The organism is Bradyrhizobium sp. BR13661 (assembly GCF_029892425.1).
Lineage (GTDB): Bacteria > Pseudomonadota > Alphaproteobacteria > Rhizobiales > Xanthobacteraceae > Bradyrhizobium.
The window spans coordinates 122,952-146,843 of the sequence record NZ_JARXWB010000016.1 but is presented as its reverse complement, the minus strand read 5'-3'; the positions used below and the strand labels follow the sequence as shown (position 1 = coordinate 146,843).

The following is a 23,892-nucleotide window of genomic DNA, read 5'->3' as shown; positions in this document are numbered from 1 at the left end:
ACCGATGCCCTCCCACGATTTTCATGCCCCGCGCCTGTTTGTCGACGCCCCCCTGTCCCAGGACGCCAGGGTTCCGCTCGACCGCGACCAGAGCAATTATCTCGGCAATGTTCTGCGGCTTGCCGCCGGGGCCGAAGTTTTGGCCTTCAACGGCCGCGATGGCGAATGGCAGGCTGCGATCGAGGGCCGCAAGCGGCCCGACAACCTGGTCATCCTCCAGCAGGTCCGGCCCCAGGACCGGCTGCCGGACCTCGTCTATGTCTTCGCCCCGCTCAAGCATGCCCGGCTCGACTACATGGTCCAGAAGGCGATCGAAATGGGCGCCGCCACGCTTCAACCGGTCTTGACCCGGTTCAGCCAGGTCTCCCGGGTCAATACCGAGCGGATGCGCGCCAACGTCGTCGAGGCGGCGGAACAGTGCGGCATCTTGAGCATCGCCGCGGTTGCCGAACCGGTGCCGCTGGAGCGGTATCTCAGTCAGCGCCCCTCACACCGCCTGCTCATCTTCTGCGACGAGGCAGCGGAGGTCCAAAGCCCCATTCAAAGCCTGCAAGACGCAAGCAAGACCGGCCATGACCAAGGCAGAGGCGGCATCGACGTGCTGATCGGCCCTGAAGGCGGCTTTGCCGAGGAAGAGCGCGCCCTGCTGCTGCGGCAGCCGAACATCCTGCGGCTCGCCCTTGGCCCGCGGATCATGCGCGCCGACACGGCCGCGGTGGCGGCCCTGGCGCTGGTCCAGGCCGTGCTGGGCGATTGGGGCGGCGACAGCAGCGGTTAGGTCGACACGCCGCGCGAACGATCACGGTAGCTAGCTGCGCTCGCGCACCGACCGATACAGCGTCTCGGACGGCAGCTCTCCGAACGCCGCCCTGTAGCTTGCCGCGAACTCGCTCAAATGCCAGAAGCCATGCGCAATGGCACAGGCCTTCACGCTGCGGCGTCCCGGACCGTTGCGCAGTTGCCGGCGCACTGACCAGAGGCGCATGACCCTGGAATAGCGATGCGGGCTCATGCCACAGATGGCCTGCGTCGCGCTCTGCAGCGTGCGAACCGACACACCCACGCGCTCCGCCATCTCGGTGGTCTTATGCCAGATCGTCAGATCGTGCCGGATCAAGCTCTCCATCTCGGCGACGATCCGCAGATAAGTCGACGTCGTGGCGTGCGTCGATCGGATATCCACGCTGGTTTCGAGGGCAGCATCCATCGCGCCGAGCAGCGATTGTTCGACAGATGCGCGCGAGGTCGGATCGTTCAGCAAATCCGGATCATTGGCTGCAATCTCGAGCGTTGTGGAAATCTGACCGCGCAGGGAAGCGAGCATGTCCGGTGCCGCGCTCAGCAAATGATAGCCATCCAGTCGAGACCAGAGCCCGCTCGCGGGCGGCGTGAAGTAGATGACACCGATCATGCGACCGACGGGCTCGTAGACCAGGCAATCGGAGGCGCCCCTGAGAACGACGATGGAGCTGCCGATCGATTGCCCGTTGATGCGGGTGGTGGTCACGTGATCCATCGGCACCACCACGGCCGCGGCATGGGCCAATTGGTACCCCCTGATAATCCGCGGGAAGGTCCGGACCAGAGACAGGCTCAGGTTCGGCAGGCTGAGCCGCGCACGCATGATCGCAGTGGAGCCAGCGGATAACGGCATGCTCGACGCACCGGCATATCGCTCGCTGTCGCCGAAATGATCGATGTCGTACGATTGCAGCTCGAGCGCCGAGGATGCCTTGAGTCCCTGGAACGACAACAGGCGTTCCGCTGCGCTCCTGTTCGCTCCATCGCGTGCTATGTCGAGAAGGCTTTGATCCATATCCTGCCGCTTACTTCGCCTTCCTGGTCGATGCAGCGCTCTCGGGCGCACGCAGATCGTCCGGCCCATTGATGCCCGCGCGCTTGAGATCGCGAAGCAGTTTGGTGAGCAACAGCATGTTGGTCTTCTGGAGCTCGTGGTTGTTACCGAACTTGAATGCGTTCTGCTCCGTCACGATCAGCCCGGCCTCGGTCTCGGCGAGAATCTTCCGCCTCTTCAGTCCCGCCACACGACGGCGAACGGTCTCCAGCGGCAGGCTCAGGAAGCGAGAGAGCGCCGCTCGCGACACGCCCTGCTTGATCGCATCCGGCTCGACGGTGTGGATGCTCGAAAACTTCTCGTCCAGCGACGGATTGTTCATCACATTGATGACGTTCGCATTGAGAATCGCGTGAACGATCAGAAGGTCCATCGGATCGAATTCTTCGTAGTTGCGAAACATCTCGCTGATCGAAAACAGCATGTAGGCCAGCGTGTGTCGCGAGACTGTCCGGATGATATCGGAAGCATTTTGCATGAATCAGAAACCAATTTTTATGTTGTAAACGAAGGCGGCCGCGAACGTCTCATCCGGCATACCCAAATTGAGTATGGGACAACTTGCCAAGGGTTCTCAATCTCTCATTGTGAGCCACTGTGACGTTGCAGATGGATGAGGCGCGCGCGTCGGATGTTCGCAGCCGACATTGCGACGCGATGTCGGCATGCCAGCCGGATCGACGGCGCCGAAACTCCATTGCATGACGAGCGTAACTAGCTGCTTCGAAGACGCCGGCTCCCTCTCACCCGGCGGCTGCACGGGAATGAATGGCCATGGACGACGATGCTGGGCTCGAGATGTTGCGACGACAGGAACTGCGTCTCATCAAGACGTTTCTCCGCATCACGGATTCCAGCAAGAGGCGGCGCATTCTCGATCTGGCTGAGCAACTCGCCGAGAACGCCGCATTCGACGCCCCGCAATCCGGTCCGGCCAAGACGCCGACGATCGAAGACTGCAAAGACAGCCCCGGCCCGGATTGAGTGACGCGAACGACAACCGCTGCCGCGCCGGTGAGACCGGCACCACGGAAATGTATTTGGGTATTATATTACCTTGAACCGACAAGTTCGACCGGTGCAGCAGCCGACACACGCACCCCGGCCCGGACGGCTTCAAAGTCGTTAAGCGATTGATCCTTTGGAGGTCGAAACCGTTTTCCGGCCATGCTAAGGGCTGCGGCAATTCCTTTGCCCTGCCCGGTTCTCCCGGGATGATGGACCCCGAGATGACCGCGACTGCCACCTCAAATGCTGCCGGCTCCGCCGCCTGGGCGGATACGCTGCTGTTGTCGTTCGCGCAGGCCGGCTATGCCAGGGCCGAGCCCGCCATCCTGCAGCCGGCCGAGCCGTTTTTGGATCTGTCGGGCGAGGACATCCGCAAGAGCCTCTATCTGACGACGGATCTGTCCGGCGAGGAGCTTTGCCTGCGCCCCGACCTGACGATCCCGGTGGCGCGCGACTACCTCGCTTCGAACCGGGCCGGCCAGCCGGCCGGGTTCAGCTATCTGGGGCCCGTGTTCCGCTACCGCAGCGGACAGGCCAGTGAGTTCCTCCAGGCCGGGATCGAATCGTTCGGCCGCCAGGACCGCGCGGCCGCGGATGCCGAGACGCTGGCGCTGGCGCTGGAGGCAACTTCCGCTTTCGGCGTGCGCGACGTCGAGATCCGCACCGGCGACGTCGCGCTGTTCAACGCCCTGCTCGACGCGCTCAACCTTTACCCGGTCTGGCGCCGCCGCCTGGTCAAGGACTTCAACCGCAAGATCAGCCTGGAACAGGATCTGGAGCGGCTGGCGGCCGAGACCACCGCGGCCCGCAGCGAGTATGAAGGCGTGCTGGCCGCACTCGCGGGCTCCGACCGCAGGGCGGCGCTGGCCTTCGTCACCGATCTGATGTCGATTGCCGGCACCACCAATGTCGGCGGCCGCACCACGGCCGAGATCGCCGACCGCTTCCTCGAGCAGTCGACGCTGAAGGGCGGCGCGCTGCCGCGCGAGGCGATCGCGGTGCTGAAGCGCTTCCTGTCGATTTCGGGCAATCCTGACGAGGCGGTCGCCGCGTTGCGCGCCCTCACCGCCGAGGCAAGGCTTGATCTAAACGCCGCGATCGACCAGCTCGAGAGCCGGGTGGGCTTCATGGCCGCGCGCGGCGTCGACGTGAAGAGCACGCGCTTCTCGACCGCGTTCGGGCGCGGCCTCGACTATTACACCGGGTTCGAGTTCGAACTGCATCACCGGGGTAACGGCATCGAGCCGCTGGTTGCCGGTGGTCGCTATGATGGACTGATGACCCAACTCGGCTCGCCCGCTCCTATTCCGGCAGTCGGCTTCTCGGTCTGGGTGGATGCGCTGACCAAGATCGGCCGCAAGGTGGGGGCTTAATCGATGAGCGCGCCATTCGTTCTGGCCGTTCCCTCCAAGGGCCGCCTGCAGGAAAATGCCGAGGCGTTCTTCGCCCGCGCCGGACTCAAGCTGACGAAGGCCGGCGGCGCCCGCGACTATCGCGGTACCATCGCGGGCCTCGATAATGTCGAGGTCGCCTATCTCTCGGCGAGCGAGATCGCCGCGCAATTGTCCCGCGGCCTGGCGCATTTCGGCGTCACCGGTGAAGACCTGGTGCGCGAGAACATCGCGGACGCGGAGAAGCGCGTGTCGCTGATCGACGGGCTCGGCTTCGGCTATGCCGACGTCGTGGTCGCGGTGCCGCAGGCCTGGATCGACGTCCGCACCATGGCCGATCTCGACGACGTCGCGACCGGCTTCCGCGAGCAGCATCACATGCGGATGCGGGTTGCGACCAAGTTCATCAATCTGACCCGCGCGTTCTTCTCGCAGCACGGCATCAGCGATTACCGCATCGTCGAGAGCACGGGCGCGACCGAGGGCGCGCCGGCGGCCGGCAGCGCCGAGCTGATCGTCGACATCACCACGACGGGCGCGACGCTGGCCGCCAACGGCCTGCGGGTGCTCGACGACGGCGTGATGCTGCGCAGCCAGGCCAATCTGGTCGCGTCGAAAGATGCCGACTGGTCGCCGGAGGCCCGCGAGACCGCGCGCATCATCCTCGATCACATCGCGGCACGGGCGCGCGCCAACAAATACCGCGAGGTCCGGACCCGCTTCCGGCAATGCGACGCCGCGCTGCTCGGCGAAGCCCATAGCCGCTTCGGCGTCGAAGCTCCGTTCGGCGGCCCGACGTCATCGGGCATGCTCACGCTGCACTGCCCACCGGGCCAGCTCTATGCGCTCGCGAGCTTCCTGCGCGAACATGGCGCCGAGACCGTCTCGGTGGTCTCGCTCGACTATGTGTTCGACCGGGAAAACCCGCTGTTCGCCAAGCTCGAAGCGTTCCTGCCGCAGTGAGTCCAAAGTTTGTTGGGCAGCTTTGTTCAGCGTAGCGACAGCAAGCAGCTGCTACCATATGCTGTTAAGACGACCCTGTGGAACCTTGATCGATGATTCTGGGCTCTGACGTTTCCGGCCTGACCACCAACGCAGCGACCGCCGCGGCGAAGGGGCTGTCGATTGTCGTCCCTGTCTATAACGAGGCGGCGGGCCTCGCTGTGCTGCACCAGCGCATCTGCGATCTCGCCAGGACCTTGCGGCAACGCTATCGCCTCGCCTGCGAGGTCGTCTATGTCGACGACGGCAGCGCGGACGCGACCTTGTCGGTTGCGCGCGGATTGCCGGCCGACGCGATCGACGTCCAGGTGGTGTCGCTGTCGCGCAATTTCGGCAAGGAGGCGGCATTGATGGCCGGCCTCGACCATGCACGCCTGGGCGCGGTGATGTTCATGGATGGCGACGGCCAGCATCCGCCTGTTCTCGTCGAGCAGCTGGTGCGGCACTGGATCGAGGACGGCTATGACGTCGTCTATACCGCGAAGGCCCATCGCGACAACGAGCCGTTCCTGCGCCGCCTTGCCGTGCACGGCTTCTATGCGCTGATCAATTGGGGCGCGCGCCAGAAGATCCCGGAGGACGCCGGCGACTTCCGCCTGCTGTCGCCTCGCGCGGTCACGGCGCTGAGGCAGCTGCCGGAGCGCAACCGCTTCTTCAAGGGGCTCGCAAGCTGGATCGGTTTCCGCCAGATCCGCGTCGATTACGAGCCTGCCGAGCGCGCCCACGGCGTCACGACCTTCAGCGCCGGGCGTCTGCTGGGCCTGTCGATCGAGGGCTTGACGTCGTTCTCGGTGGCGCCGCTGCGCTTTGCCAGCCTGCTCGGCGTGCTGCTTGCCGGCGTCGCCTTCCTGTTCGGTCTCTCGATCCTCTGGGAGGTGTTCACGACCGGCAAGCAGGTGCCGGGCTATCCCTCGCTGGTGGTCGGCCTGATGACGATCGGCGGCGTTCAGCTGATCATGATCGGCATCGTCGGCGAATATATCGGCAAGATCCTCTCCGAGCTGAAGGCGCGTCCGATCTATTTCGTCGCCGAGCACAGCGAAAAGCATTTCGAGGCCGACAAGGCCCAGCATACTTCAAGCCAGGATACTTCAAGCCAGGATACTTCAAGTCAGGATACTTCAAGTCAGGACGCATCGAACAGGACCGCCGCCGAATGAGCGCGGCGGGGGCGCCGCGCAAGATCTGGCTCTGCGCCGACGATTACGGCATCAGCCCGGGCGTCAACCGTGCCATCCGCGACCTGATCGAACGCGGCCGCCTCAACGCCACCTCGGTGATGATGGTCGGCCCCGCCATCGAGCAGCACGAGGTCGAGGCGCTTTCTTCCGCAACAAAAGCGAGCCCGCGCTGCGCGATCGGATTGCACGTGACATTGTCGGCGCCGTTCCGGCCGCTCACGATGCATTTCCGTCCGCTCGACGGCGACATGTTCATGGCCTTTCCAAAACTGCTGCGCGCCGGATCGATGCGGCGGCTCGACAGCGAGTTCTTCCGCAATGAGGTGCGGGCGCAGCTCACCGCTTTCGCCGAAGCCTTCGGCCGCGCGCCCGATTTCGTCGACGGCCATCAACATGTGCAGCTGTTTCCGCAGGTGCGCGACGGCTTTGTCGAAGCCGTCAGCGACATCGCGCCAAAGGCCTGGGTTCGCCAGGGCGGGCGCGACCTGCCGTTGGCGCAGCGGCTGGCGTCGCCAAAAGCGATCGTCCTGGATATCCTCAGTGCAAAATTCCGTCGCCGTGCGGCGCGCGCCGGTCTTGCATTCAATTCCGCGTTTGCCGGCGCCTATGATTTCACGCGCGCGGCTGATTTCGGCGAGCTGATGCGGCAATTTCTGGAGGGCCTCCCCGAGGGCGGCCTTGTGATGTGCCACCCGGGCTTTGTCGATGAGATCCTTACCGGCCTCGACCCGATGACGGACGTCAGGGAACGCGAGCATGCCTATCTCGCGAGCGACGCTTTTCCACGGCTTCTCGCGACCAGCCGTGTGACATTGGGATGAAACCGGCAAAAGCCAGCCCGCGAGGCGGCTTGTCGCATACCGAAATTTAATCCAGCCGCCACTGTTGGGGCCACAATGGAACCCTACATCCGGCTTGCGCTTGTTTCGCGCAAGGGAGACCGACCATGACGCCGCAGGAACGCCAGCTCGTCGACGAGCTTTTCGACCGGCTTTCGAAACTGGAAAATGCACCGCGCGATCCCGACGCGATCGCCGCGATTTCGGACGGCCTACGCAAGGCGCCGGGCGCGGTCTATGCGCTGGTGCAGACCACACTGTTGCAGGATGAGGCGCTGAAGCGCGCCCATAACCGCATCCAGGAGCTGGAGGCGGCCCATGCGACCGAGCAGCCGCAGTCCGGCGGCTTCCTGGATACCATGCGCGACACGCTGTTCGGCGGTGGCTCGTCCCGCGGCTCGGTGCCGAATGTGCCGCCGCGTGACTCCCGGCCGGTCTGGAACAGCGGCCAGGCGATGCAGCAGGCGCAGCCCGGCTACGGCGCGCCGCCGCCTTATGGTCAGGCTTACGGACAAAGCCAAGGATACGGACAAGGATATGGCGCTCCCCCGGTCGGCGGGGGCGGCGGCTCGTTCCTGGGCACGGCGGCCGCAGCCGCGGCCGGCGTGGTCGGCGGCTCGCTGCTGCTCTCCAGCATCCGCGGCATGATGGGCGGCGGATCGCACCAGGCTTTTGGCGACACCACCATCATCGAGGAACGCGGCGGTGGCGGCCCCTGGGGCGGCGACCAATCCGGAGGCTCGCTCGCCCGTGACGCCGGCCTGAATGACATCGGATCGAACCGGGATTCGCGTCAGGGCTTGTTCGATCAGAACGATCGCGACAACAGCGACCAGAACTACGACAACAACGATAACGGCAATACGGACCTCGCCGACGACAGCGATTTCGGCGGCGGAGACGACGGCGGCAGTGATTACGCGTGAGGCTGCTCGATAGCGCCAAATAAAAACGGCCGCCGATAAGGCGGCCGTTTTCATATTGAGCGTCGGACGATCACATCACCACGACCTTGGTGCCGACATTGACGCGGCCGTAGAGGTCGATGACGTCCTCGTTGCGCATGCGGATGCAACCGGAGGAGACGTTGGTGCCGATGGTCCAGGGCTCATTGGAGCCGTGGATGCGGTAGAGCGTGGAGCCGAGATACATCGCGCGCGCGCCGAGCGGATTTTCCGGGCCGCCTTCCATGTGCCTGGGCAGATCGGGACGGCGGGCGAGCATTTCCGCGGGCGGCGTCCAATCCGGCCATTCGCGCTTGGCGGTGATCGACTTCACGCCGCTCCAGGTGAAACCCTCGCGTCCGACGCCGATGCCATAGCGCATCGCGCGGCCATTGCCCTCGACGAGGTAGAGAAACTTGTTGTTGGAATCGACCACGATCGTGCCGGCACTTTCCTTGCCGCCATAGTCAACAACTTGTTTCTCGAATTTCGGATCGAACGGGCGCTGGCGCGGATCGACCGCCTCCTGCTGGTAGCTTGCGCCCTGCTGATAGCCACCCTGCATCTGCGGCTCGCCCATCGGCGGCATGCGGCGCGGATCGGCATAGGCCGGCTGCTGCTGATAGATCGACTGCTGCGGCGCATAGGCCGGGCCGCGGCCGGGACCATCGCCGAACAGGAACTCGATGAAGCCGCCGCCCATATTGGCATTAGAGGCGACGCGCACCGGCGCGACCCGCGGCTGGTAGAGCACCGCGGGCGGATCGTTCGGCACGCTATTGTCAAAGGCGCTCGCGCTGGTCGCGCCGACAATGAAAGCGCATGCGCTGCCGAGCAGCGCGACAGACATCTTCTTGAACATCGACGTACTCTGTACTGTTTCGTCTCATTGCATTCGCCGCAGGACGGGCTGGCTGATTGCCGCGTCCTCGGCGTGGTCAATAAAGAGCAAACTCCGTTGCGTTTGGTAAACAGCACGGGCGTTTCGATTCACCACGTCGCGAACGACGCGGCAATTCGGCGATCAGCGTTTATTTTCGATGAAGGGCAGAACCGCATGGTTAATCGTGCGTTTGCGCGGCGTCGCGCGCGGCCGCACAACAGTTCCTGACGTGAACCTCGTGTTAAATCGCTTCCGTCTACAAAGACGCGTGAGTGAGGTGGGGGGAGTTTCCTGATGGCTGTTCACCGCAAGCGTTTTCGTGTCGAGGACATCCTCGGTGGCGAGATGCCGATGTTTGACGCGACCGAAGAGGCTGGCCCGATGCATAGCGAGATCATGGCGGAGTTGCGTGCGATCCGCGCACAGATGGCGAAGAGCAGCGCGCCTTTGTCCGGCGGCGCGGCGATGGCCGCTATCGACGCCTCCACGGCTCACGAGCTCTCCGAAGCCCGCACCATGCTCGAGACCTACCGGGCCCAGATCGAACAGTGCGAGAAGCTGAAGGTCGAGCTCGATCTCATCCACGACGCCATCGACCGCACCAAGCGCGAGATCGCGACCCTGCACGGCAAGAGCTTCGACGGCGGCGAAATGGCCAAGGTCAATGGCGAGCTCGGCGCGGTGGTCGGCGGGACCGAACAGGCGACCCAGCAGATCCTCGAAGCCGCCGAGTCGATCGACCAGGCGGCCTCCGCACTCTCCAAGGTCGACTCGGTCGACCAGCAGAAGCGCCTCGCCGACGACATCCAGGAACGCGTCATCTCGATCTTCGAGGCCTGCAACTTCCAGGACCTGACCGGCCAGCGCATCAGCAAGGTCATGACCACGATGAAGTTCATCGAGCAGCACATCAATGCGATGATGGACATCTGGGGTGGCGTCGACGCGATCAAGGCCCATGTGCCGGCCCCGGTCGACAACCGCAGCGACGACGAAAAGCTGCTCAACGGCCCGAAGCTCGCCGGCGATGCCGGCCACGCCTCGCAGGACGACATCGACGCGCTGTTCGACTGAGCGAACGCGAGATCAGAAAAACGAAACGCCGGCAAAAGCTGGCGTTTTTTGTTTTTGGAGATCACTCTCTCAACTGTCATCGCCCCGCTTGACCGGGCGATCCAGTATTCCAGAGGCCACAGTCGTTTCAGCCAACTCTCGCCGCGGCGTACTGGATGCCCCGGTCAAGCCGGGGCATGACGAAGGAGAGAAGCTACGCCTTCGGCGCGCAGCGGACGTAGACCATGTTGCCGTAGCGGGTGGCGGCGTCCTTGTCGACGAAGCGGGTGATCATGACACGGCCGTCGAAGGAGACGATCTCGCGGTCCTGCTCGCCCGGCGTCGGGCCGGAGGGGCCGATATAGTTCTTGCCGCTCGGCGAGCCCTTCAGACGCAGTTCCTGCGGCGTCGCCTGGTCGGCCAGATGCATGACCACGCCGCCGGACGTCCCGGCGCCGATCACGTAGGGATTCTTGCACTGGGCCCGCGCTGCCGCCTCGGTGCGGGCACGGTCGGCCGGGTTCTGGAACGAGGCGAGGCCCCAGCGGCCGACGATCTCGTCGGAGCGGATCGAGGCCGGCATTTCCGGCGCAACGCCGGGCTCGGTCTCGACCGGCGGCTGGGACGAAGAGAAGGACGGCAGGCTCAGGCCGCCGCCGCCGCAGGCGCCCAGCAACAGCGCCAGAGAAGACGCAGCCGCCAGATTGGCAACCGTGCGCGCGCGAGCTGAACTGATCATGGCATTCCCCCGAACAAGACCATGGCCGCATCCCTCCCGCAGCCAAGCGCAAAACCGCAGCCAGGGCAATGACGTCCTAAGATACGCCTCTTCCCCGAACGAGTTTCCAGTGCCACCATCCTATATCCGCCTCAACAATCGCTTAACCACCTTTGCTTGACAGGATCGCAGCCAAGCCATATCCCCTGCGCACTATTAGCACTCGGAAAGACCGATTGCTAAGCGCGCCGTTCGACCCTCGCCGACGAGGGGGAACGGAAGCGCCGCCCCACCCACTTCCGCTGCTTTCGGAAAAGCGAGCCTCCAAAGGGAAACGTCATGGCTAAGTCCAAATTTCGTCCGCTGCATGACCGTGTCGTGGTCAAACGTATCGACGCCGAGGAAAAGACCAAGGGCGGCATCATCATCCCCGACACCGCCAAGGAAAAGCCGTCCCAGGGCGAAGTCGTCGCCGTCGGCCCCGGTGGCCGCGACGAGGCTGGCAAGCTGATCCCGATCGACCTCAAGGTCGGCGACCGCGTGCTGTTCGGCAAGTGGTCGGGCACCGAGGTCAAGATCGACAACGAAGAGCTCCTGATCATGAAGGAGTCGGACATCATGGGCGTGATGGCCTAAGGCCGTCAGGCTGAACGGCCGCTGAATGCGCGACCGTCATGCCCGGGCTCGACCCGGGCATCCATCCTTCCTCACAAGATGATGGATTGCCGGGTCAAGCCCGGCAATGACGAAGAAAGCGCGACGCAGCACCAAACAAGACACATCACGACAAACAGGGATTGCAGACCATGGCTGCCAAGGACGTCAAATTTTCCGGAGACGCGCGCGATCGCATGCTGCGCGGCGTCGACATTCTCGCCAACGCCGTCAAGGTGACGCTCGGTCCGAAGGGCCGCAACGTCGTCATTGAGAAGTCGTTCGGCGCGCCCCGCATCACCAAGGACGGCGTCACCGTCGCCAAGGAGATCGAGCTCGAGGACAAGTTCGAGAACATGGGCGCCCAGATGGTGCGTGAGGTCGCCTCCAAGACCAACGACCTCGCCGGCGACGGCACCACCACCGCGACCGTGCTGGCCCAGGCCATCGTGCGCGAAGGCGCCAAGGCCGTTGCCGCCGGCATGAACCCGATGGACCTCAAGCGCGGCATCGACACCGCGGTCCAGGCCGTCATCAAGGACATCGAGAAGCGCGCCAAGCCGGTTGCCGCCTCTTCCGAGGTCGCCCAGGTCGGCACCATCTCAGCCAACGGCGATGCCGCCATCGGCAAGATGATTGCCCAGGCGATGCAGAAGGTCGGCAACGAGGGCGTCATCACCGTCGAGGAGAACAAGTCGCTCGACACCGAAGTCGACATCGTCGAGGGCATGAAGTTCGACCGCGGCTATCTCAGCCCCTACTTCGTCACCAACCCCGAGAAGATGACCGCCGAGCTCGAGGACGCCTACATCCTCCTGCACGAGAAGAAGCTGTCCGGCCTGCAGGCCATGCTGCCGGTGCTGGAAGCCGTGGTGCAGTCGGGCAAGCCGCTCGTCATCATCGCCGAGGACGTCGAGGGTGAGGCACTCGCCACCCTCGTGGTCAACCGTCTGCGTGGCGGCCTCAAGGTTGCCGCCGTCAAGGCGCCGGGCTTCGGTGATCGCCGCAAGGCCATGCTGGAAGACCTCGCGATCCTGACCGGTGGCCAGCTGATCTCCGAAGACCTCGGCATGAAGCTCGAGAACGTCACGGTGAAGATGCTGGGCCGCGCCGGCAAGGTCGTGATCGACAAGGAGAACACCACGATCGTCAAGGGCGCCGGCAAGAAGCCTGACATCGAGGCCCGCGTCGGCCAGATCAAGGCCCAGATCGAGGAGACCACCTCGGACTACGACCGTGAGAAGCTGCAGGAGCGCCTCGCCAAGCTCGCCGGCGGCGTCGCGGTGATCCGCGTCGGCGGCGCGACCGAGATCGAGGTCAAGGAGAAGAAGGACCGTGTCGAGGACGCGCTCAACGCCACCCGCGCCGCGGTGCAGGAAGGCATCGTCCCCGGCGGCGGCGTAACGCTGCTGCGCGCCAAGAAGGCGGTCGGCCGTCTCACCAATGCCAATGCCGACGTGCAGGCCGGCATCAACATCGTGCTGAAGGCGCTGGAAGCTCCGATCCGCCAGATCTCGGAGAATGCCGGCGTCGAGGGCTCGATCGTTGTCGGCAAGATCCTCGAGAACAAGTCCGAGACGTTCGGCTTCGACGCCCAGACCGAGGAATACGTCGACATGATCGAGAAGGGCATCATCGACCCCGCCAAGGTGGTGCGCACCGCGCTGCAGGACGCCTCCTCCGTGGCCGGCCTCCTCGTGACCACCGAGGCCATGGTCGCCGAAGCCCCGAAGAAGGACGCCCCGTCCGCGATGCCCGCCGGCGGCGGCATGGGCGGCTTCTGAGCCCATCTCATCGACAGCGTTGCGAAGGCCGCCTCCGGGCGGCCTTCTTTTTTGCCGATACTGGCCTGCGCTTCAACCGGCAGCCAAAATCCACTACGGTGGCGCCCGATTCTGATTTGAGGATTCCGTCAATGCGCGCGCTTCTGGTTTGCTCGACAGCTCTCTTGGCCGCTTTGCTTGTCGTTTCGCCTGAGGTCGCCTCAGCCCAGATGAAGCTGTCGCCGAAGGCCACGGCGCCGGGCGGCACGGAAACGCGCTATTTCACCTCGATCGACGGACTGATGGACGGCAATGCCGACGTCATCCTGAAGGAGACGCGGCAGGGCAAGACGGTCACCGCGGCCACACTCGACGTTTGCTATCCGGTGGCGAAGAATTCCGATCGCAAGGACCGCTTCGTCGTCAATCTCCAGGTCTCCGGCCAGACGTTGACCGGCACGACCACGAGCCTCGGCGCGAAGGCGCCCGTCACGGTCAAGCTCACCCGCAAGCCCACCGGCGACACGTTCGAGTTCCGCGGCCAGATCGGCATCGGCGGGGCCGTGACCGAGGTGACCTCGCCCGACAATGCCGATCTCAGCGAGAAGGAATTTCTCGACAACCAGACCAGCGACGACGGCATCACGCCGCAGCCGAAGGATTTTACCGAAGTCTCGCCGGAGGCGATCGCGGTCAAGGTCAAGCTCGATAATGCGACCGACTTCCTGAAGAGCCTGAAGGGCCAGGACGTCGAGGTGACGCTTGCAAGCCTGTCGGTCGGCTGCGACGCGCTGCGCGCCGGCGAGCAGACCGTCAACATGTCGGTCGATCCCGAGCGCGCCGCCGCGCTGCTCGCGAAGTTCAAGGCGATGCCGGGCGTCACGGCTGTCGGCTGGACCGCAGGGCTCACGGAGATGGACCGCACCATCCGCATCACCGCCGCCGACTGGCGCGACGGCGACAAGATCAACCGCGACAAGCTCGCCACCGCCGTGGCCGGCGTGCTGAGCAAGACGCTTGCGGCGAAGCCTATTATGCAGAGCTTCAGCCCCTCAACCGGCAAGCTCAAGCTCGTCTTCAAGCGGCCGAACCAGGATTTTCCGGCGCTCGAGCTCACCGACACGATCGAGGTTGCGGGTCTCGTCTCCGCCGACAAGCCGGGGGCGACCGACAAGCTGATGGTCTGGATCGGCAGCCCGTCGACGACGACTACCGACGAGAGCACGGGCGCGAAGCTCAACGTCTCCGACGAGGCCGCAGCCGACGAGGAAGGCGACCAGCCCGACGACAACGGCTCGATCGAGGCGCTCGCCAAGGAGCTGAAGGGCCAGCGCTGGGATGCCGACAAATCGGTGTGGAAGTGAGCTGAGCTCTCGTGCCCCGGACGCAGCGCCATAGCGCGTCGAAGACGCGCGTAAACGCGCTTTAGGCGCTGCAGAGCCGGAGCCCAGAAGCTGCAAGCGAGATCGCGGATACACTGGGTCCCGGCTCTGCGGCGCATCGCTTAGGCGTTGCCCCTTGTCCGGGACACGCGTGGGTCAATTCCCGTTCGCCCGAAACCGCAGCGTCTTTGGGCCGATCAGCGTGAGGAAGTCGCCCTGGCGCTTCCAGGTCTCGACGGCGGCGAGCGCCGCGACGAGGTCGTCGTCGGCCTGGGCTCTTGCCGGTGGACAGGAGCGATCCTGAATTTGGCCGGGCACGAAGATCACGGTGTTGCCGGCCACCGAGAACTGGCCCTTGCCGCCCTTGCACCAGAGCTCGAGCACGACCTCGCCATTGTCCCCGATCTCGATGTTCGGAATACGCTTCGAGCCGGGCTGCGGCACGGCCTCCAGCGTCATCTCGGTGCCGAAGGGAAAGCCGTCCTCGGCCTTCGCGGCAACCGACATCGACAGCACCGCGACCCCCGCACACACCATCCGCTTCATCGACACCATGAGACCTCTCGACCGGCGATTTGCCGGGTCTTCTAGAGCCATTTCCGTTCCGATGGAATCGGAACGGGGCTCTAGATTCTAGTTTTGACGCGTCTTCTTGACGCGAACCGGTATCCACTTCGCTCGAAAACGCTCTTATAAGACGGCAAAGCCTTTGAGAAGGCTCGTCGGCTCCGGTCACAAAAATCCCCGCGGGACAATCCCGCGGGGATTTGTGTCCAGACCAGCGCCGCCTGCTACTTCAGCACGAGCTCCGTGAACGGATAGACGTAGGCTTGCAACGTCACGAGCACGCCGACGAGGCAGGCCAGCACGATCGAGTGCCAGAACACGAAGCGCAGGATCGTGCCCTCGTGGCCGTACCAGTTGGTCGCGGTCGAGGCGACCACGATCGACTGCGCGTCGATCATCTTGCCCATGACGCCGCCCGAGGAGTTCGCCGCGCCCATCAGGATCGGCGACAGGCCGAGCTGCTGGGACGTGATCTTCTGGAGGTTGCCGAACAGGATGTTCGAGGACGTATCCGACCCCGTCAGCGCCACGCCGAGCCAGCCGAGCAGCGTGCCGAAGAAGGGATAGAGCACGCCGGTTGCGGCAAAGGCGAGACCCAGCGTCGCGTCGACGCCGGAGAGACGCGTCAGCGTGCCGATCGCGAGCATCGCCGAGATCGTGATCAGCGAGATCGCGCAGAGCCGGATGGTGCGGCCGTATTCAACCAAGAGCCTGACAGGACCAACGCCCATCAGGACGCCGGAGATGATCGCTGCGATCAGCATGCCACTGCCGGTGAAGGACAGATAGGTGAAGCCGAACACCGCCGCTTCCTTGGTCGGCCCCGGCGCGACCGGCGGCATCTTGTTGATCATCTGGTGCAGCTCGGGGACGGGATAGTTCCAGACGAAGATCGAGTTCGCCCAGGTCTTGAAGCCACCGTTACCCCAGATCAGCATGACGACGCAGACGATGATCCACGGCAGCAGCGCGCTGAAGAGCTCGCCTTGCGTCAGCGGCGTCTTGTCGATTGGCTTGGCCGTGGCCATGGTCGCCGCGGATTCATCGTGTCCGCGCAACGCCGGCGACAGCCAGAGCTGCCTCGGCTGCCAGACCCTCAGGAACAGGATCAGCGCGCCCATCGAGATCAGCGACGCACCGATGTCGACGATCCAGGGATTGACGTAGTTCGAGATCACGAATTGCGGGATCGCGAAGGAGACGCCGGTGACGAGGATCGCCGGCCAGACGTCCTTCATGCCCTTCCAGCCAGCGAAGGCCCACACCACCCAGAACGGCACGATCAGCGAGAAGAACGGCAATTGTCGGCCGACCATCGCACCCAAGATGTAGGGATCGAGCCCGGTGACCGAGGCGAGGCCCTGGATCGGCGTGCCCAGCGCGCCATAGGCGACCGGGGCGGTGTTGGCGATCAGCGACAGGCCGGAGGCCGCAAGCGGCGAGAAGCCGAGGCCGATCAGAACGGCGCCGGTGATCGCCACCGGCGTGCCGAAGCCCGAGGCGCCCTCGAAGAAGGCGCCGAACGAAAACGCGATCAACAGCAATTGCAGCCGCCGGTCCTCGGTGACCCCGCCGACTGCCCGCTTCAACAGCTCGAACCGCCCGGTCGTGACCGTCACCTGGTAGAGGAAGATGACGTTGAGGACGATCCAGCCGATCGGGAAGAAGCCGGTCACGATGCCGAGGATCGAGGCGCGGATCGACATGTTCACCGGCATGGTGAAAACGAAAATCGTGATCAGATTGGTCACGATCACGGCGATGACGGCCGCGATGTGTGCCTGAACGCGTCCGCTCGCGATCAGGACCAGCAGCGTGACGACGGGTATGGCCGCCGCGATCGTCGACAGCACGGGGCTGTGCAACGGATCATAGATTTGATTCCACATGGTCTTCCTCCCCCACGCATGTGTACGGCAGGCGGCCCGCGTGGACAGCCGGACCTGCTTGGCGTTGGAAGCGATAACCCCCGAGTTGGACGCGAATTCCTCGCGAGAGCCGCGGTTCCCGCCTGCTCACAAGCTCGCGAAAATCTGGAGGTCCCCACCCCACGCCGTTGTGCCCATGCTAGGGTTGCAAGCTGCGGCTCGCCAACGCAAATTGCAGAACTTGCGACTTTAGTCTAATCGCGCCCTTTTCTGCCATGGCTTCAGCCGCTTGGCTTCAGGGCCGCTGTAAATATCCTTCAGGAGATCTCCCTCTGTGAACAACATCCGCGCCACGCTCGCGACCGTCTGGCGAATCGCCATCCCCTATTTCCGGTCAGAGGACAAATGGGCTGGCCGCGGCCTGCTTGCCGTCGTCGTGGCGATGGAGCTGGCACTCGTCGCGATCAACGTGCTCGTCAGCCAGTGGCAGAACCGGTTTTTCACGGCAATCCAGGAATACGATCTGGATCGGTTCGTCAGGGAGATCTGGATCTTTCTCGGCCTGGCGTCCGTCTTCATCGCGCTCGCCGTCTACAAGCTCTACCTCAACCAATGGCTGCAGATTCGCTGGCGGCAATGGCTGACGAAGCACTATCTCGGCGAATGGCTCGATGGCGCCACGCACTATCGGATGCAGCTCAAGGGCGACGCCGCCGACAACCCGGATCAGCGCATCACCGAGGACGTCAAGAATTTCGTCGAGCAGACGCTAAGCATCGGCCTCGGCCTGCTGTCGTCGATCGTAACGCTGGCCTCGTTCGTTGTCATCCTCTGGGGACTGTCGAACAAGGCTCCACTGCACCTTTACGGCACTGATATCGTCATCCCTGGTTTTCTGGTCTGGTGTGCGCTGGCCTACGCGATAGTGGGTACGGCGCTGACGCATTGGATCGGTGCCCCGCTCGTCAACATTATGTTCGAGCAGCAGCGCTATGAGGCCGACTTCCGCTTCAACCTGGTCCGCGTGCGCGAAAATTCCGAACAGATCGCACTCATGAAGGGAGAGAACGCGGAGCGAGGGCATCTGCTGCATCGATTTGGTCTGGTCATCGGCAACTGGTACGCGATGATGAGCCGGACCAAGCGCCTGACCGCTTTCACGTCAAGCTACAGTCAAGCCGCGGTGATCTTTCCCTATGTTGTGGTCGCACCGGCGTACTTCGTCGCCAAGAAAATCCAGCTCGGCGACATGATGCAGACCGGATCGGCCTTTGGCCAAGTGCAGGATGCGCTGTCCTTTTTCGTCTCGGCCTATCGCACTCTCGCCGAATGGCGCGCGATTGTCGCGCGTCTCGACGGCTTCGAGATGTCGGTCAAGTCGGCGGTAAATCTGCCGGCGCATGAGGCCACGATCGAACTCAAGGCGGCAGACGGCAGCCGCAATGTCGGCCTCGAGAAGCTGTGCGTGTATCTGCCCAACGGCAAGCCGCTGGTGGCGGCCGACGGCTTCGCCATCCGGACGCCCGAGCGCGTGCTCGTGACCGGACCGTCGGGCTCCGGCAAGTCGACGCTGTTCCGAGCCATCGCCGGCATCTGGCCGTTCGGTACCGGCACCATCGACATCCCCGCGCAGGCGAAGCTGATGATGCTGCCGCAACGCCCCTATTTCCCGGTCGGTGCGCTGGGTGATGCGGTGATCTATCCGTCAGCACCCGGTGCCTTCCAGGCGGCTAGGATCCGGGATGCCGTCATCGCCGTCGGCCTGCCCGATCTCGCCGAGCGGCTCGGCGAGGACGGCCACTGGAACCGGATGCTATCGCTCGGCGAGCAGCAGCGCCTGGGGCTTGCCCGCGCGCTGTTGCATATGCCGGACTATTTGTTCCTCGACGAGGCCACCGCCTCCCTCGACGAGCCGTCCGAGGCCCGGCTGTACCGGCTGCTGACGGAGAAGCTGCCGCAGGCTACCATCGTCTCGATTGGTCACCGCTCGACGCTCGATGCCTTCCACACCCGCAAGGTGACGATGGTGAAGAACGGCATGATTCACGTGCTGGCCGATGGCGAGGCACCGGCCGAGCCGGAGCGGAGTGTGGCGCGCTGAGGCGGCCCCAGCTCAGGCCTCGTCATTGGAGCTTGTAGCAACCCGCCGGCTCTCTACCCGCACCGTGGGTCTCCATCCCCCCCAAAACAAAAGGGCGGCAGATTGCTCTGCCGCCCTTGTTAGTCGTCTCGGGACAAAACTTACTTCAGGTTGGTCATCGCCGTCAGGTCGAAGGACAGCTTGGCGATACCCGCCGAGCCGCACCAGTTGGAGCCAGCGCCGGCCGGATTGATCGGGGTGACGCTGGTGGTGCCGGTGGCGTTGAAGGCGCTGGTGAAGGCGTTGCAATCACCCTTGTTCAGGTCGGTGCCGGAGTAACGCAGATCCAGCGTGAACACCTTGTAGGTGAAGCCGACGCCGAGGTTCCAGGTGTTGTAGCTCTTGTAGGGAATGCCGTTGGCATAGATCGTTCCGGGAATGCCGTAGAAGGCATCCGAGGTGCCGAGCCACTGACGGCCGAACTCACCCGACACGTACATGCCGACGCCGGAAGTGCCGAAGATCGTGCCCGGTGCGGTCCACTTCGCGGTCACCGACGCGTAGTCGCCCCAAGCGCCCGAGTTCAGGAAGTTCGGCGAGTAGTACTCGTTCACGCCGACCGACCAGTTGTCGTTGATGGTGTAGTTCACCTTGCCGTAGACTTCGAAGAAGCTGACGTTCTTCTTCATGACGTTGCCGTCGGCGAGGAAGATGGTCGTGGTGCTGACGGGGCAAACGCCGCCGCCGGGGATGTTGCCGGCCGCGAGCACGTTGTCGGCGCAGCTTCCGCCCGGATACAGGTAGCCCCAGATACCAACATCGAAGGCGAAGGCGCCGAAGGTCGGACGGATACCGCCGTAGACGTCGACTTCAGCCGCAGCGCGGTTGGCGAAGGAGATGCTCTCCGCCGACACGCCGGCGTACAGCTGCAGGTCCTTGTTGATGTTGTAGCGGGGCTCGAAATAGGCGGCGACCGAAGGCTGGTGGTTCGACTGGGTCACGCCGCGGAAGATGTAGTCGCTCATGATCGCGCCGCCGAAGGCGATATCCCAGGGATCGAATGCGGGCGGCGGAGGAGCCTTCAATGCCTTCACATGCAGATCCGCCGCGAAAGCCGAGCCCGTCACCATTGCCAGCGCCGTTGCCAACAAAGTTACTTTTTTCATTTCGATCCCCATCACCAGTTCCACCCAGTCGGATTCCCGGAAGCCCCCCGGGGCGTACGACCTGACTGCAAATTGCTTTACAGCGGCAATCTGGAGGGAAGGACCTCAAGCGAGAAGCAAAAAACGAAAGCATCTGCCGACTTTTTGGGCATTCCAGCGATTCCACGAAAGGTTGTCGGCTGGTGTTGCTTCTCGATCACATTATTTTCACACCAAAGTGCACAGCAGAGCCCGGGGTACTACGGAGGCCCGAGGCTCCGTGGCCGGCGCGCTACGAATCAACTGACTCAAAAACGGGCAGCCTCCGACAGCCCTGGCGGGCGATGCAAAAAGGCCGCAGCGTCACCGCTGCGGCCTTCGCTTAGTAAATCCCGGTCGAGGGCTGGACCCGGCCTGCGGCTCAAGCCCGAACCCTGGCTTGGCCACCCCCTTCGGGCTAGCCTTGCCCTTCGGCCGGCGTCGGATCCGCAGAAGACGAAGGCATCGCCCAGCTTGTCTCGGCAGCGGGCTCGGGGGCCGGCGCCGCTATTGGAGCCGCCGGCTTCGGCGCGGGAGCTGCCTTCGCCTTCTTCGGTGCTGCTTTCTTTGCGGCTGTCTTCGGCGCCGCTTTCTTTGCCGCAGCCTTCTTGGCCTTCTTGGCGACCTTCTTCGGTGCAGCCTTCTTGGCCGATTTCTTCGCGGCCTTCTTTGCTGACTTCTTGGCCGCCTTCTTCTTGGCCGCCTTCTTCTTCGTCGCCTTCTTCGCCGCTACAACCTTCTTGGCCTTTTTGGCCTTCTTGCTTTTCTTCTTGCTCGCTTTCGCCATCGTGGTCCTCCTGTTGCCGCCGAACAATGGTCGATCGGGCATCCTTCAGCCGTCACCTCCGGACGAAAGCTCAGTGCGACGTGTTCGACGCCGGCCGCGACCCGCCCGTAGCCCAATCGAGAAGCTCAATCGTGTGTACGACCGGAACTGACGTGCCACTGGCAATCTGCACCATGCAGCCGATATTGCCTGCGGCAATCATGTCCGGCTTGACGCTTGCGATGTTGGCGACCTTGCGATCGCGCAACCTGCCCGCAAGCTCGGGCTGGAGAATGTTGTAGGTCCCCGCCGAACCGCAACACAAATGGCTCTCCGGCACATCTTTCACCACGAATCCATTCTTGGAAAGCAATTCTTTCGGAAGGCCCGTGATTTTCTGCCCGTGCTGCAACGAACATGCGGAGTGATAGGCGACGACGATGTTGTCCTGCCGCGTGCGAGGTTCAAGTCCGAGGCTTGCGACGTATTCGGTGATGTCCTTCGCGAGTGCGGACACCCTTGCCGCATCGGCTGCGAAGGCTTGATCCTCGCGCAGCAGATAGCCGTAGTCCTTGATCACGGTGCCGCAGCCGGACGCAGTCACCAGGATGGCGTCCAACCCCTCGCCGGCCGCTTCCCTCTGCCACGCCGTGACGTTGGCGCGGGCCCGCGCCAGAGCATCCCCGTCGTGCCCGAGGTGATGGGTGAGCGCGCCGCAGCATTGCTCGTCCCTGACCAGGACGACCTCGATGCCGTGGCGGGTGAGCAGGTTGATGGCCGCCTGGTTGATGCGCGGCGCCAGCACCTGCTGGGCACAGCCCTGAAGCAGGGCGACCCGGCCGCGCTTCTTGCCGAGCGCTGCGAACACGCTGCCCGGAAGGGCCCCACGCGCGGGCAGCCGGCCGGGAGCCAGCGCCAGCATCGCCTTCAGGCGCTGGATCAGGCCTGGTGTAGCCGAGGGTCGCGGGGTCGGCAGGAAAACAGCGAAGGGCCGGGCCAGCCGCGCCAGCTGCATGCTGATGCGAAAGCGCTGCGGGTCGGGCAGCACGAAGGCCAGCACCTGGCGCAACAGCCGCTCGGCGAGCGGCCGCTGATAGCGCTGCTCGATCCTGACCCGGGCCTGGTCGACAAGGTGCATATAGTTCACGCCGGAGGGGCACGTCGTCATGCAAGCCAGGCACGACAGGCAGCGATCGACATGCTTGACCACTTCGGCCGTTGGCGCCTGGTCCTTTTCCAGCATCTCCTTGATCAGATAGATGCGGCCGCGCGGGCTATCGAGCTCGTCGCCGAGCAGGACATAGGTCGGGCAGGTCGCGGTGCAAAAGCCGCAATGGACGCAGGCGCGCAGGATCTTGTCGGCTTCCGCAATGTCGGGGTCGGCGAGTTGCGCGAGTGAGAATTCGGTCTTCATACCGTGGCGCCTCGCGTCAACCGTCCCCGGTTGAGGATGGACTTCGGGTCGAAACTGGCGCGGACCCGCTCGCTGAGGGCGGCAATGCCTGAAGCCTGCGGGTGGAACACGTCGACGCCGCGCCTGACGTCCTCAGCAGCCCGGATCAGCGTGGCATGTCCGCCAAACGCATCGGCGCGCTGGCGCACGCTTGGCGCATGCGCATCGCTCTTCGGTGGCACCGCCGCCCAGATCAGGCCGCCGCCCCAGTCATAGATCACGTCACCGCCGGTCTCGCGCGCCAATTGCGTGCCGAGAGCAGCGCCCGAGGCCGGTGGGCAGACGATGCGCCACACCGGCCAGGCGCCGAGTACGCCGCTGGCCGCGAATGGCAGGATGTCGCGTATCGTGTCCCACAGCGCGGACGACGTATCATCCTCGATGAGGGTCGCGGTTCCAAACGGCGCCAGCAATTCGCGCAGCGAGGTCGCGCGATGGCTGGCGGAGGCCGTGATGCCCTCGAGCCGCAGCACGGTCACCGCCTCGCCCTCGCCGGCGACATCGCCAAGCCCGTCGGTCCTGGCCCGGAACGCCGATTTCGGCAGATGCGCGGCGGCCGACACATCGTAAGGCGAGCCGAGGGCCGCGGTCATCGCCTTGTTGGCGACGGCATCGTCGAGCCCGCGTAGCAGCAGCGTCCGCTCGGCTTCCGGCTTGGGCATCACCTTCAGCGTCACCTCGGTCATCACCGACAGCGTGCCCCAGGACCCCGCCAGCAGCTTGCAGAGGTCGTAACCCGTGACGTTCTTCACCACCTTGCCGCCGGTCTTGAAGCTGTCGCCGAAGCCGGAGACGGCGTGCGCGCCGAGGAGATGGTCGCGCGCACCACCCGCCCTGATCCGGCGCGGGCCTGCGAGCCCGGAAGCGATCATGCCGCCGATGGTTCCAAGCGCCGGCGTGCCCAGCAGCGGCGCGGTATTGACAGGCTCGAAGGCGAAATGCTGGTTCTTGGCATCGATCAGCGACAGCACGTCGGCCAGCGGCGCGCCGGCCTGGAGTGTGACGATGAGCTCGTTCGGTTCGTAGGAGGTGACGGCATTCAGCGCGGAGAGGTCGAGCACGGCGTTGGTCGCCATGGCGTGGCCAATGCTGCGCTTGCTGCCATGACCGATGATCTCGATCGGCTGCTCGTTGGCAATCGCCGCGCGCACCACCTCTTCGACGTCTTTGGCGTCTCTGACCCTGAGCGTATCCACACCTCTAGCGGGTATCGAAATTTGATCCCAAAATCAAATGCGGCGTGCCGCCGGCTGGCCGCGTCGGCTCCGCGGCAGAACATCGACACTTCGATCGCCGGCGAA

At 64.3% G+C, this 23,892-nt stretch carries 22 protein-coding genes; 12 read left to right on the top strand and 10 right to left on the bottom strand.

Features of this window, described 5'->3' with window-relative positions:
• The first annotated feature begins 4 nt into the window (after nt 1-4).
• Nucleotides 5-778, top strand: a complete 774-nt coding sequence (locus M2427_RS25285) for a 16S rRNA (uracil(1498)-N(3))-methyltransferase (protein ID WP_280709488.1) — start codon at nt 5-7, stop codon at nt 776-778.
• 30 nt (nt 779-808) lie between these two features.
• Here the strand turns inward: M2427_RS25285 and M2427_RS25280 are convergent, their stop codons facing one another.
• Together M2427_RS25280 and M2427_RS25275 are read right to left on the bottom strand one after the other, a co-directional pair.
• A complete protein-coding gene (locus M2427_RS25280) occupies nt 809-1,885 on the bottom strand; it encodes a helix-turn-helix domain-containing protein (protein ID WP_280709487.1) in 1,077 nt (358 codons plus the stop codon).
• Nucleotides 1,827-2,333: a hypothetical protein gene (locus M2427_RS25275; RefSeq protein WP_280709485.1), complete on the bottom strand. Its 507-nt coding sequence runs from the start codon at nt 2,331-2,333 to the stop codon at nt 1,827-1,829. Before M2427_RS25275 ends, M2427_RS25280 begins: the two co-directional genes overlap by 59 nt.
• A 296-nt stretch (nt 2,334-2,629) precedes the next feature.
• On the opposite strand from M2427_RS25275, the gene M2427_RS25270 reads away from it, so the two are divergent.
• The 6 genes from M2427_RS25270 (at nt 2,630) to M2427_RS25245 (ending at nt 8,202) form a co-directional block, all read left to right on the top strand.
• Nucleotides 2,630-2,839 carry a hypothetical protein gene (locus M2427_RS25270; protein WP_280709484.1) on the top strand — a complete coding sequence of 70 codons (210 nt, stop codon included), beginning with the start codon at nt 2,630-2,632 and terminating at the stop codon, nt 2,837-2,839.
• Between the two features lie 245 nt (nt 2,840-3,084).
• Nucleotides 3,085-4,236 carry an ATP phosphoribosyltransferase regulatory subunit gene (locus M2427_RS25265; protein ID WP_280709482.1) on the top strand — a complete coding sequence of 384 codons (1,152 nt, stop codon included), beginning with the start codon at nt 3,085-3,087 and terminating at the stop codon, nt 4,234-4,236.
• 3 nt (nt 4,237-4,239) lie between these two features.
• The gene (gene hisG / locus M2427_RS25260) at nt 4,240-5,217 is read left to right on the top strand and encodes an ATP phosphoribosyltransferase (RefSeq protein ID WP_280709481.1); all 978 of its coding nucleotides are present in this window, start codon (nt 4,240-4,242) and stop codon (nt 5,215-5,217) included.
• 92 nt (nt 5,218-5,309) lie between these two features.
• On the top strand, nt 5,310-6,416 hold the full coding sequence (locus tag M2427_RS25255; protein WP_280709480.1) for a glycosyltransferase family 2 protein: 1,107 nt from the start codon (nt 5,310-5,312) through the stop codon (nt 6,414-6,416).
• Complete coding sequence (locus tag M2427_RS25250; RefSeq protein WP_280709478.1) at nt 6,413-7,258, top strand: ChbG/HpnK family deacetylase; 846 nt, start codon at nt 6,413-6,415, stop codon at nt 7,256-7,258. The genes M2427_RS25255 and M2427_RS25250 overlap by 4 nt, the downstream gene beginning before the upstream one ends.
• A 125-nt stretch (nt 7,259-7,383) precedes the next feature.
• Nucleotides 7,384-8,202, top strand: a complete 819-nt coding sequence (locus M2427_RS25245) for a DUF2076 domain-containing protein (RefSeq protein WP_280709477.1) — start codon at nt 7,384-7,386, stop codon at nt 8,200-8,202.
• Nucleotides 8,203-8,272: 70 nt separating this feature from the next.
• On the opposite strand, the gene M2427_RS25240 is transcribed toward M2427_RS25245, so the two are convergent.
• Nucleotides 8,273-9,082, bottom strand: a complete 810-nt coding sequence (locus tag M2427_RS25240) for a L,D-transpeptidase (protein WP_280709476.1) — start codon at nt 9,080-9,082, stop codon at nt 8,273-8,275.
• Between the two features lie 315 nt (nt 9,083-9,397).
• On the opposite strand from M2427_RS25240, the gene M2427_RS25235 reads away from it, so the two are divergent.
• The gene (locus M2427_RS25235; RefSeq protein ID WP_280709475.1) at nt 9,398-10,177 is read left to right on the top strand and encodes a protein phosphatase CheZ; all 780 of its coding nucleotides are present in this window, start codon (nt 9,398-9,400) and stop codon (nt 10,175-10,177) included.
• Between the two features lie 193 nt (nt 10,178-10,370).
• Here M2427_RS25235 and M2427_RS25230 read toward each other — a convergent pair whose 3' ends face one another.
• Nucleotides 10,371-10,895: a hypothetical protein gene (locus tag M2427_RS25230; RefSeq protein WP_280709474.1), complete on the bottom strand. Its 525-nt coding sequence runs from the start codon at nt 10,893-10,895 to the stop codon at nt 10,371-10,373.
• 318 nt (nt 10,896-11,213) lie between these two features.
• On the opposite strand from M2427_RS25230, the gene M2427_RS25225 reads away from it, so the two are divergent.
• From M2427_RS25225 to M2427_RS25215, 3 genes are all read left to right on the top strand, one after another.
• On the top strand, nt 11,214-11,510 hold the full coding sequence (locus M2427_RS25225; protein ID WP_014491914.1) for a co-chaperone GroES: 297 nt from the start codon (nt 11,214-11,216) through the stop codon (nt 11,508-11,510).
• 170 nt (nt 11,511-11,680) lie between these two features.
• Nucleotides 11,681-13,312 carry a chaperonin GroEL gene (gene groL / locus M2427_RS25220; protein ID WP_280709473.1) on the top strand — a complete coding sequence of 544 codons (1,632 nt, stop codon included), beginning with the start codon at nt 11,681-11,683 and terminating at the stop codon, nt 13,310-13,312.
• Between the two features lie 131 nt (nt 13,313-13,443).
• Entirely contained in the window at nt 13,444-14,655 is a 1,212-nt protein-coding gene (locus M2427_RS25215) for a hypothetical protein (RefSeq protein ID WP_280709472.1), read from the top strand.
• Nucleotides 14,656-14,829: 174 nt separating this feature from the next.
• On the opposite strand, the gene M2427_RS25210 is transcribed toward M2427_RS25215, so the two are convergent.
• Together M2427_RS25210 and M2427_RS25205 are read right to left on the bottom strand one after the other, a co-directional pair.
• Nucleotides 14,830-15,228 (bottom strand): META domain-containing protein, encoded by a 399-nt coding sequence (locus M2427_RS25210; RefSeq protein WP_280709471.1) that lies wholly within the window; start codon nt 15,226-15,228, stop codon nt 14,830-14,832.
• A 236-nt stretch (nt 15,229-15,464) separates the two neighbouring features.
• Complete coding sequence (locus M2427_RS25205; RefSeq protein ID WP_280709470.1) at nt 15,465-17,129, bottom strand: L-lactate permease; 1,665 nt, start codon at nt 17,127-17,129, stop codon at nt 15,465-15,467.
• Nucleotides 17,130-17,442: 313 nt separating this feature from the next.
• Here M2427_RS25205 and M2427_RS25200 point away from each other — a divergent pair, with 313 nt between their 5' ends.
• Nucleotides 17,443-19,209 (top strand): ABC transporter ATP-binding protein/permease, encoded by a 1,767-nt coding sequence (locus tag M2427_RS25200; protein WP_280709469.1) that lies wholly within the window; start codon nt 17,443-17,445, stop codon nt 19,207-19,209.
• Nucleotides 19,210-19,349: 140 nt separating this feature from the next.
• On the opposite strand, the gene M2427_RS25195 is transcribed toward M2427_RS25200, so the two are convergent.
• The 4 genes from M2427_RS25195 to M2427_RS25180 form a co-directional block, all read right to left on the bottom strand.
• Nucleotides 19,350-20,354, bottom strand: a complete 1,005-nt coding sequence (locus M2427_RS25195; protein WP_280709468.1) for a TorF family putative porin — start codon at nt 20,352-20,354, stop codon at nt 19,350-19,352.
• Between the two features lie 436 nt (nt 20,355-20,790).
• A complete protein-coding gene (locus M2427_RS25190) occupies nt 20,791-21,159 on the bottom strand; it encodes a histone (protein WP_280709467.1) in 369 nt (122 codons plus the stop codon).
• 70 nt (nt 21,160-21,229) lie between these two features.
• On the bottom strand, nt 21,230-22,552 hold the full coding sequence (gene glcF / locus M2427_RS25185; RefSeq protein ID WP_280709465.1) for a glycolate oxidase subunit GlcF: 1,323 nt from the start codon (nt 22,550-22,552) through the stop codon (nt 21,230-21,232).
• The gene (locus M2427_RS25180) at nt 22,549-23,787 is read right to left on the bottom strand and encodes an FAD-binding protein (protein ID WP_280709463.1); all 1,239 of its coding nucleotides are present in this window, start codon (nt 23,785-23,787) and stop codon (nt 22,549-22,551) included. Before M2427_RS25180 ends, glcF begins: the two co-directional genes overlap by 4 nt.
• Between the last annotated feature and the right edge of the window lie 105 nt (nt 23,788-23,892).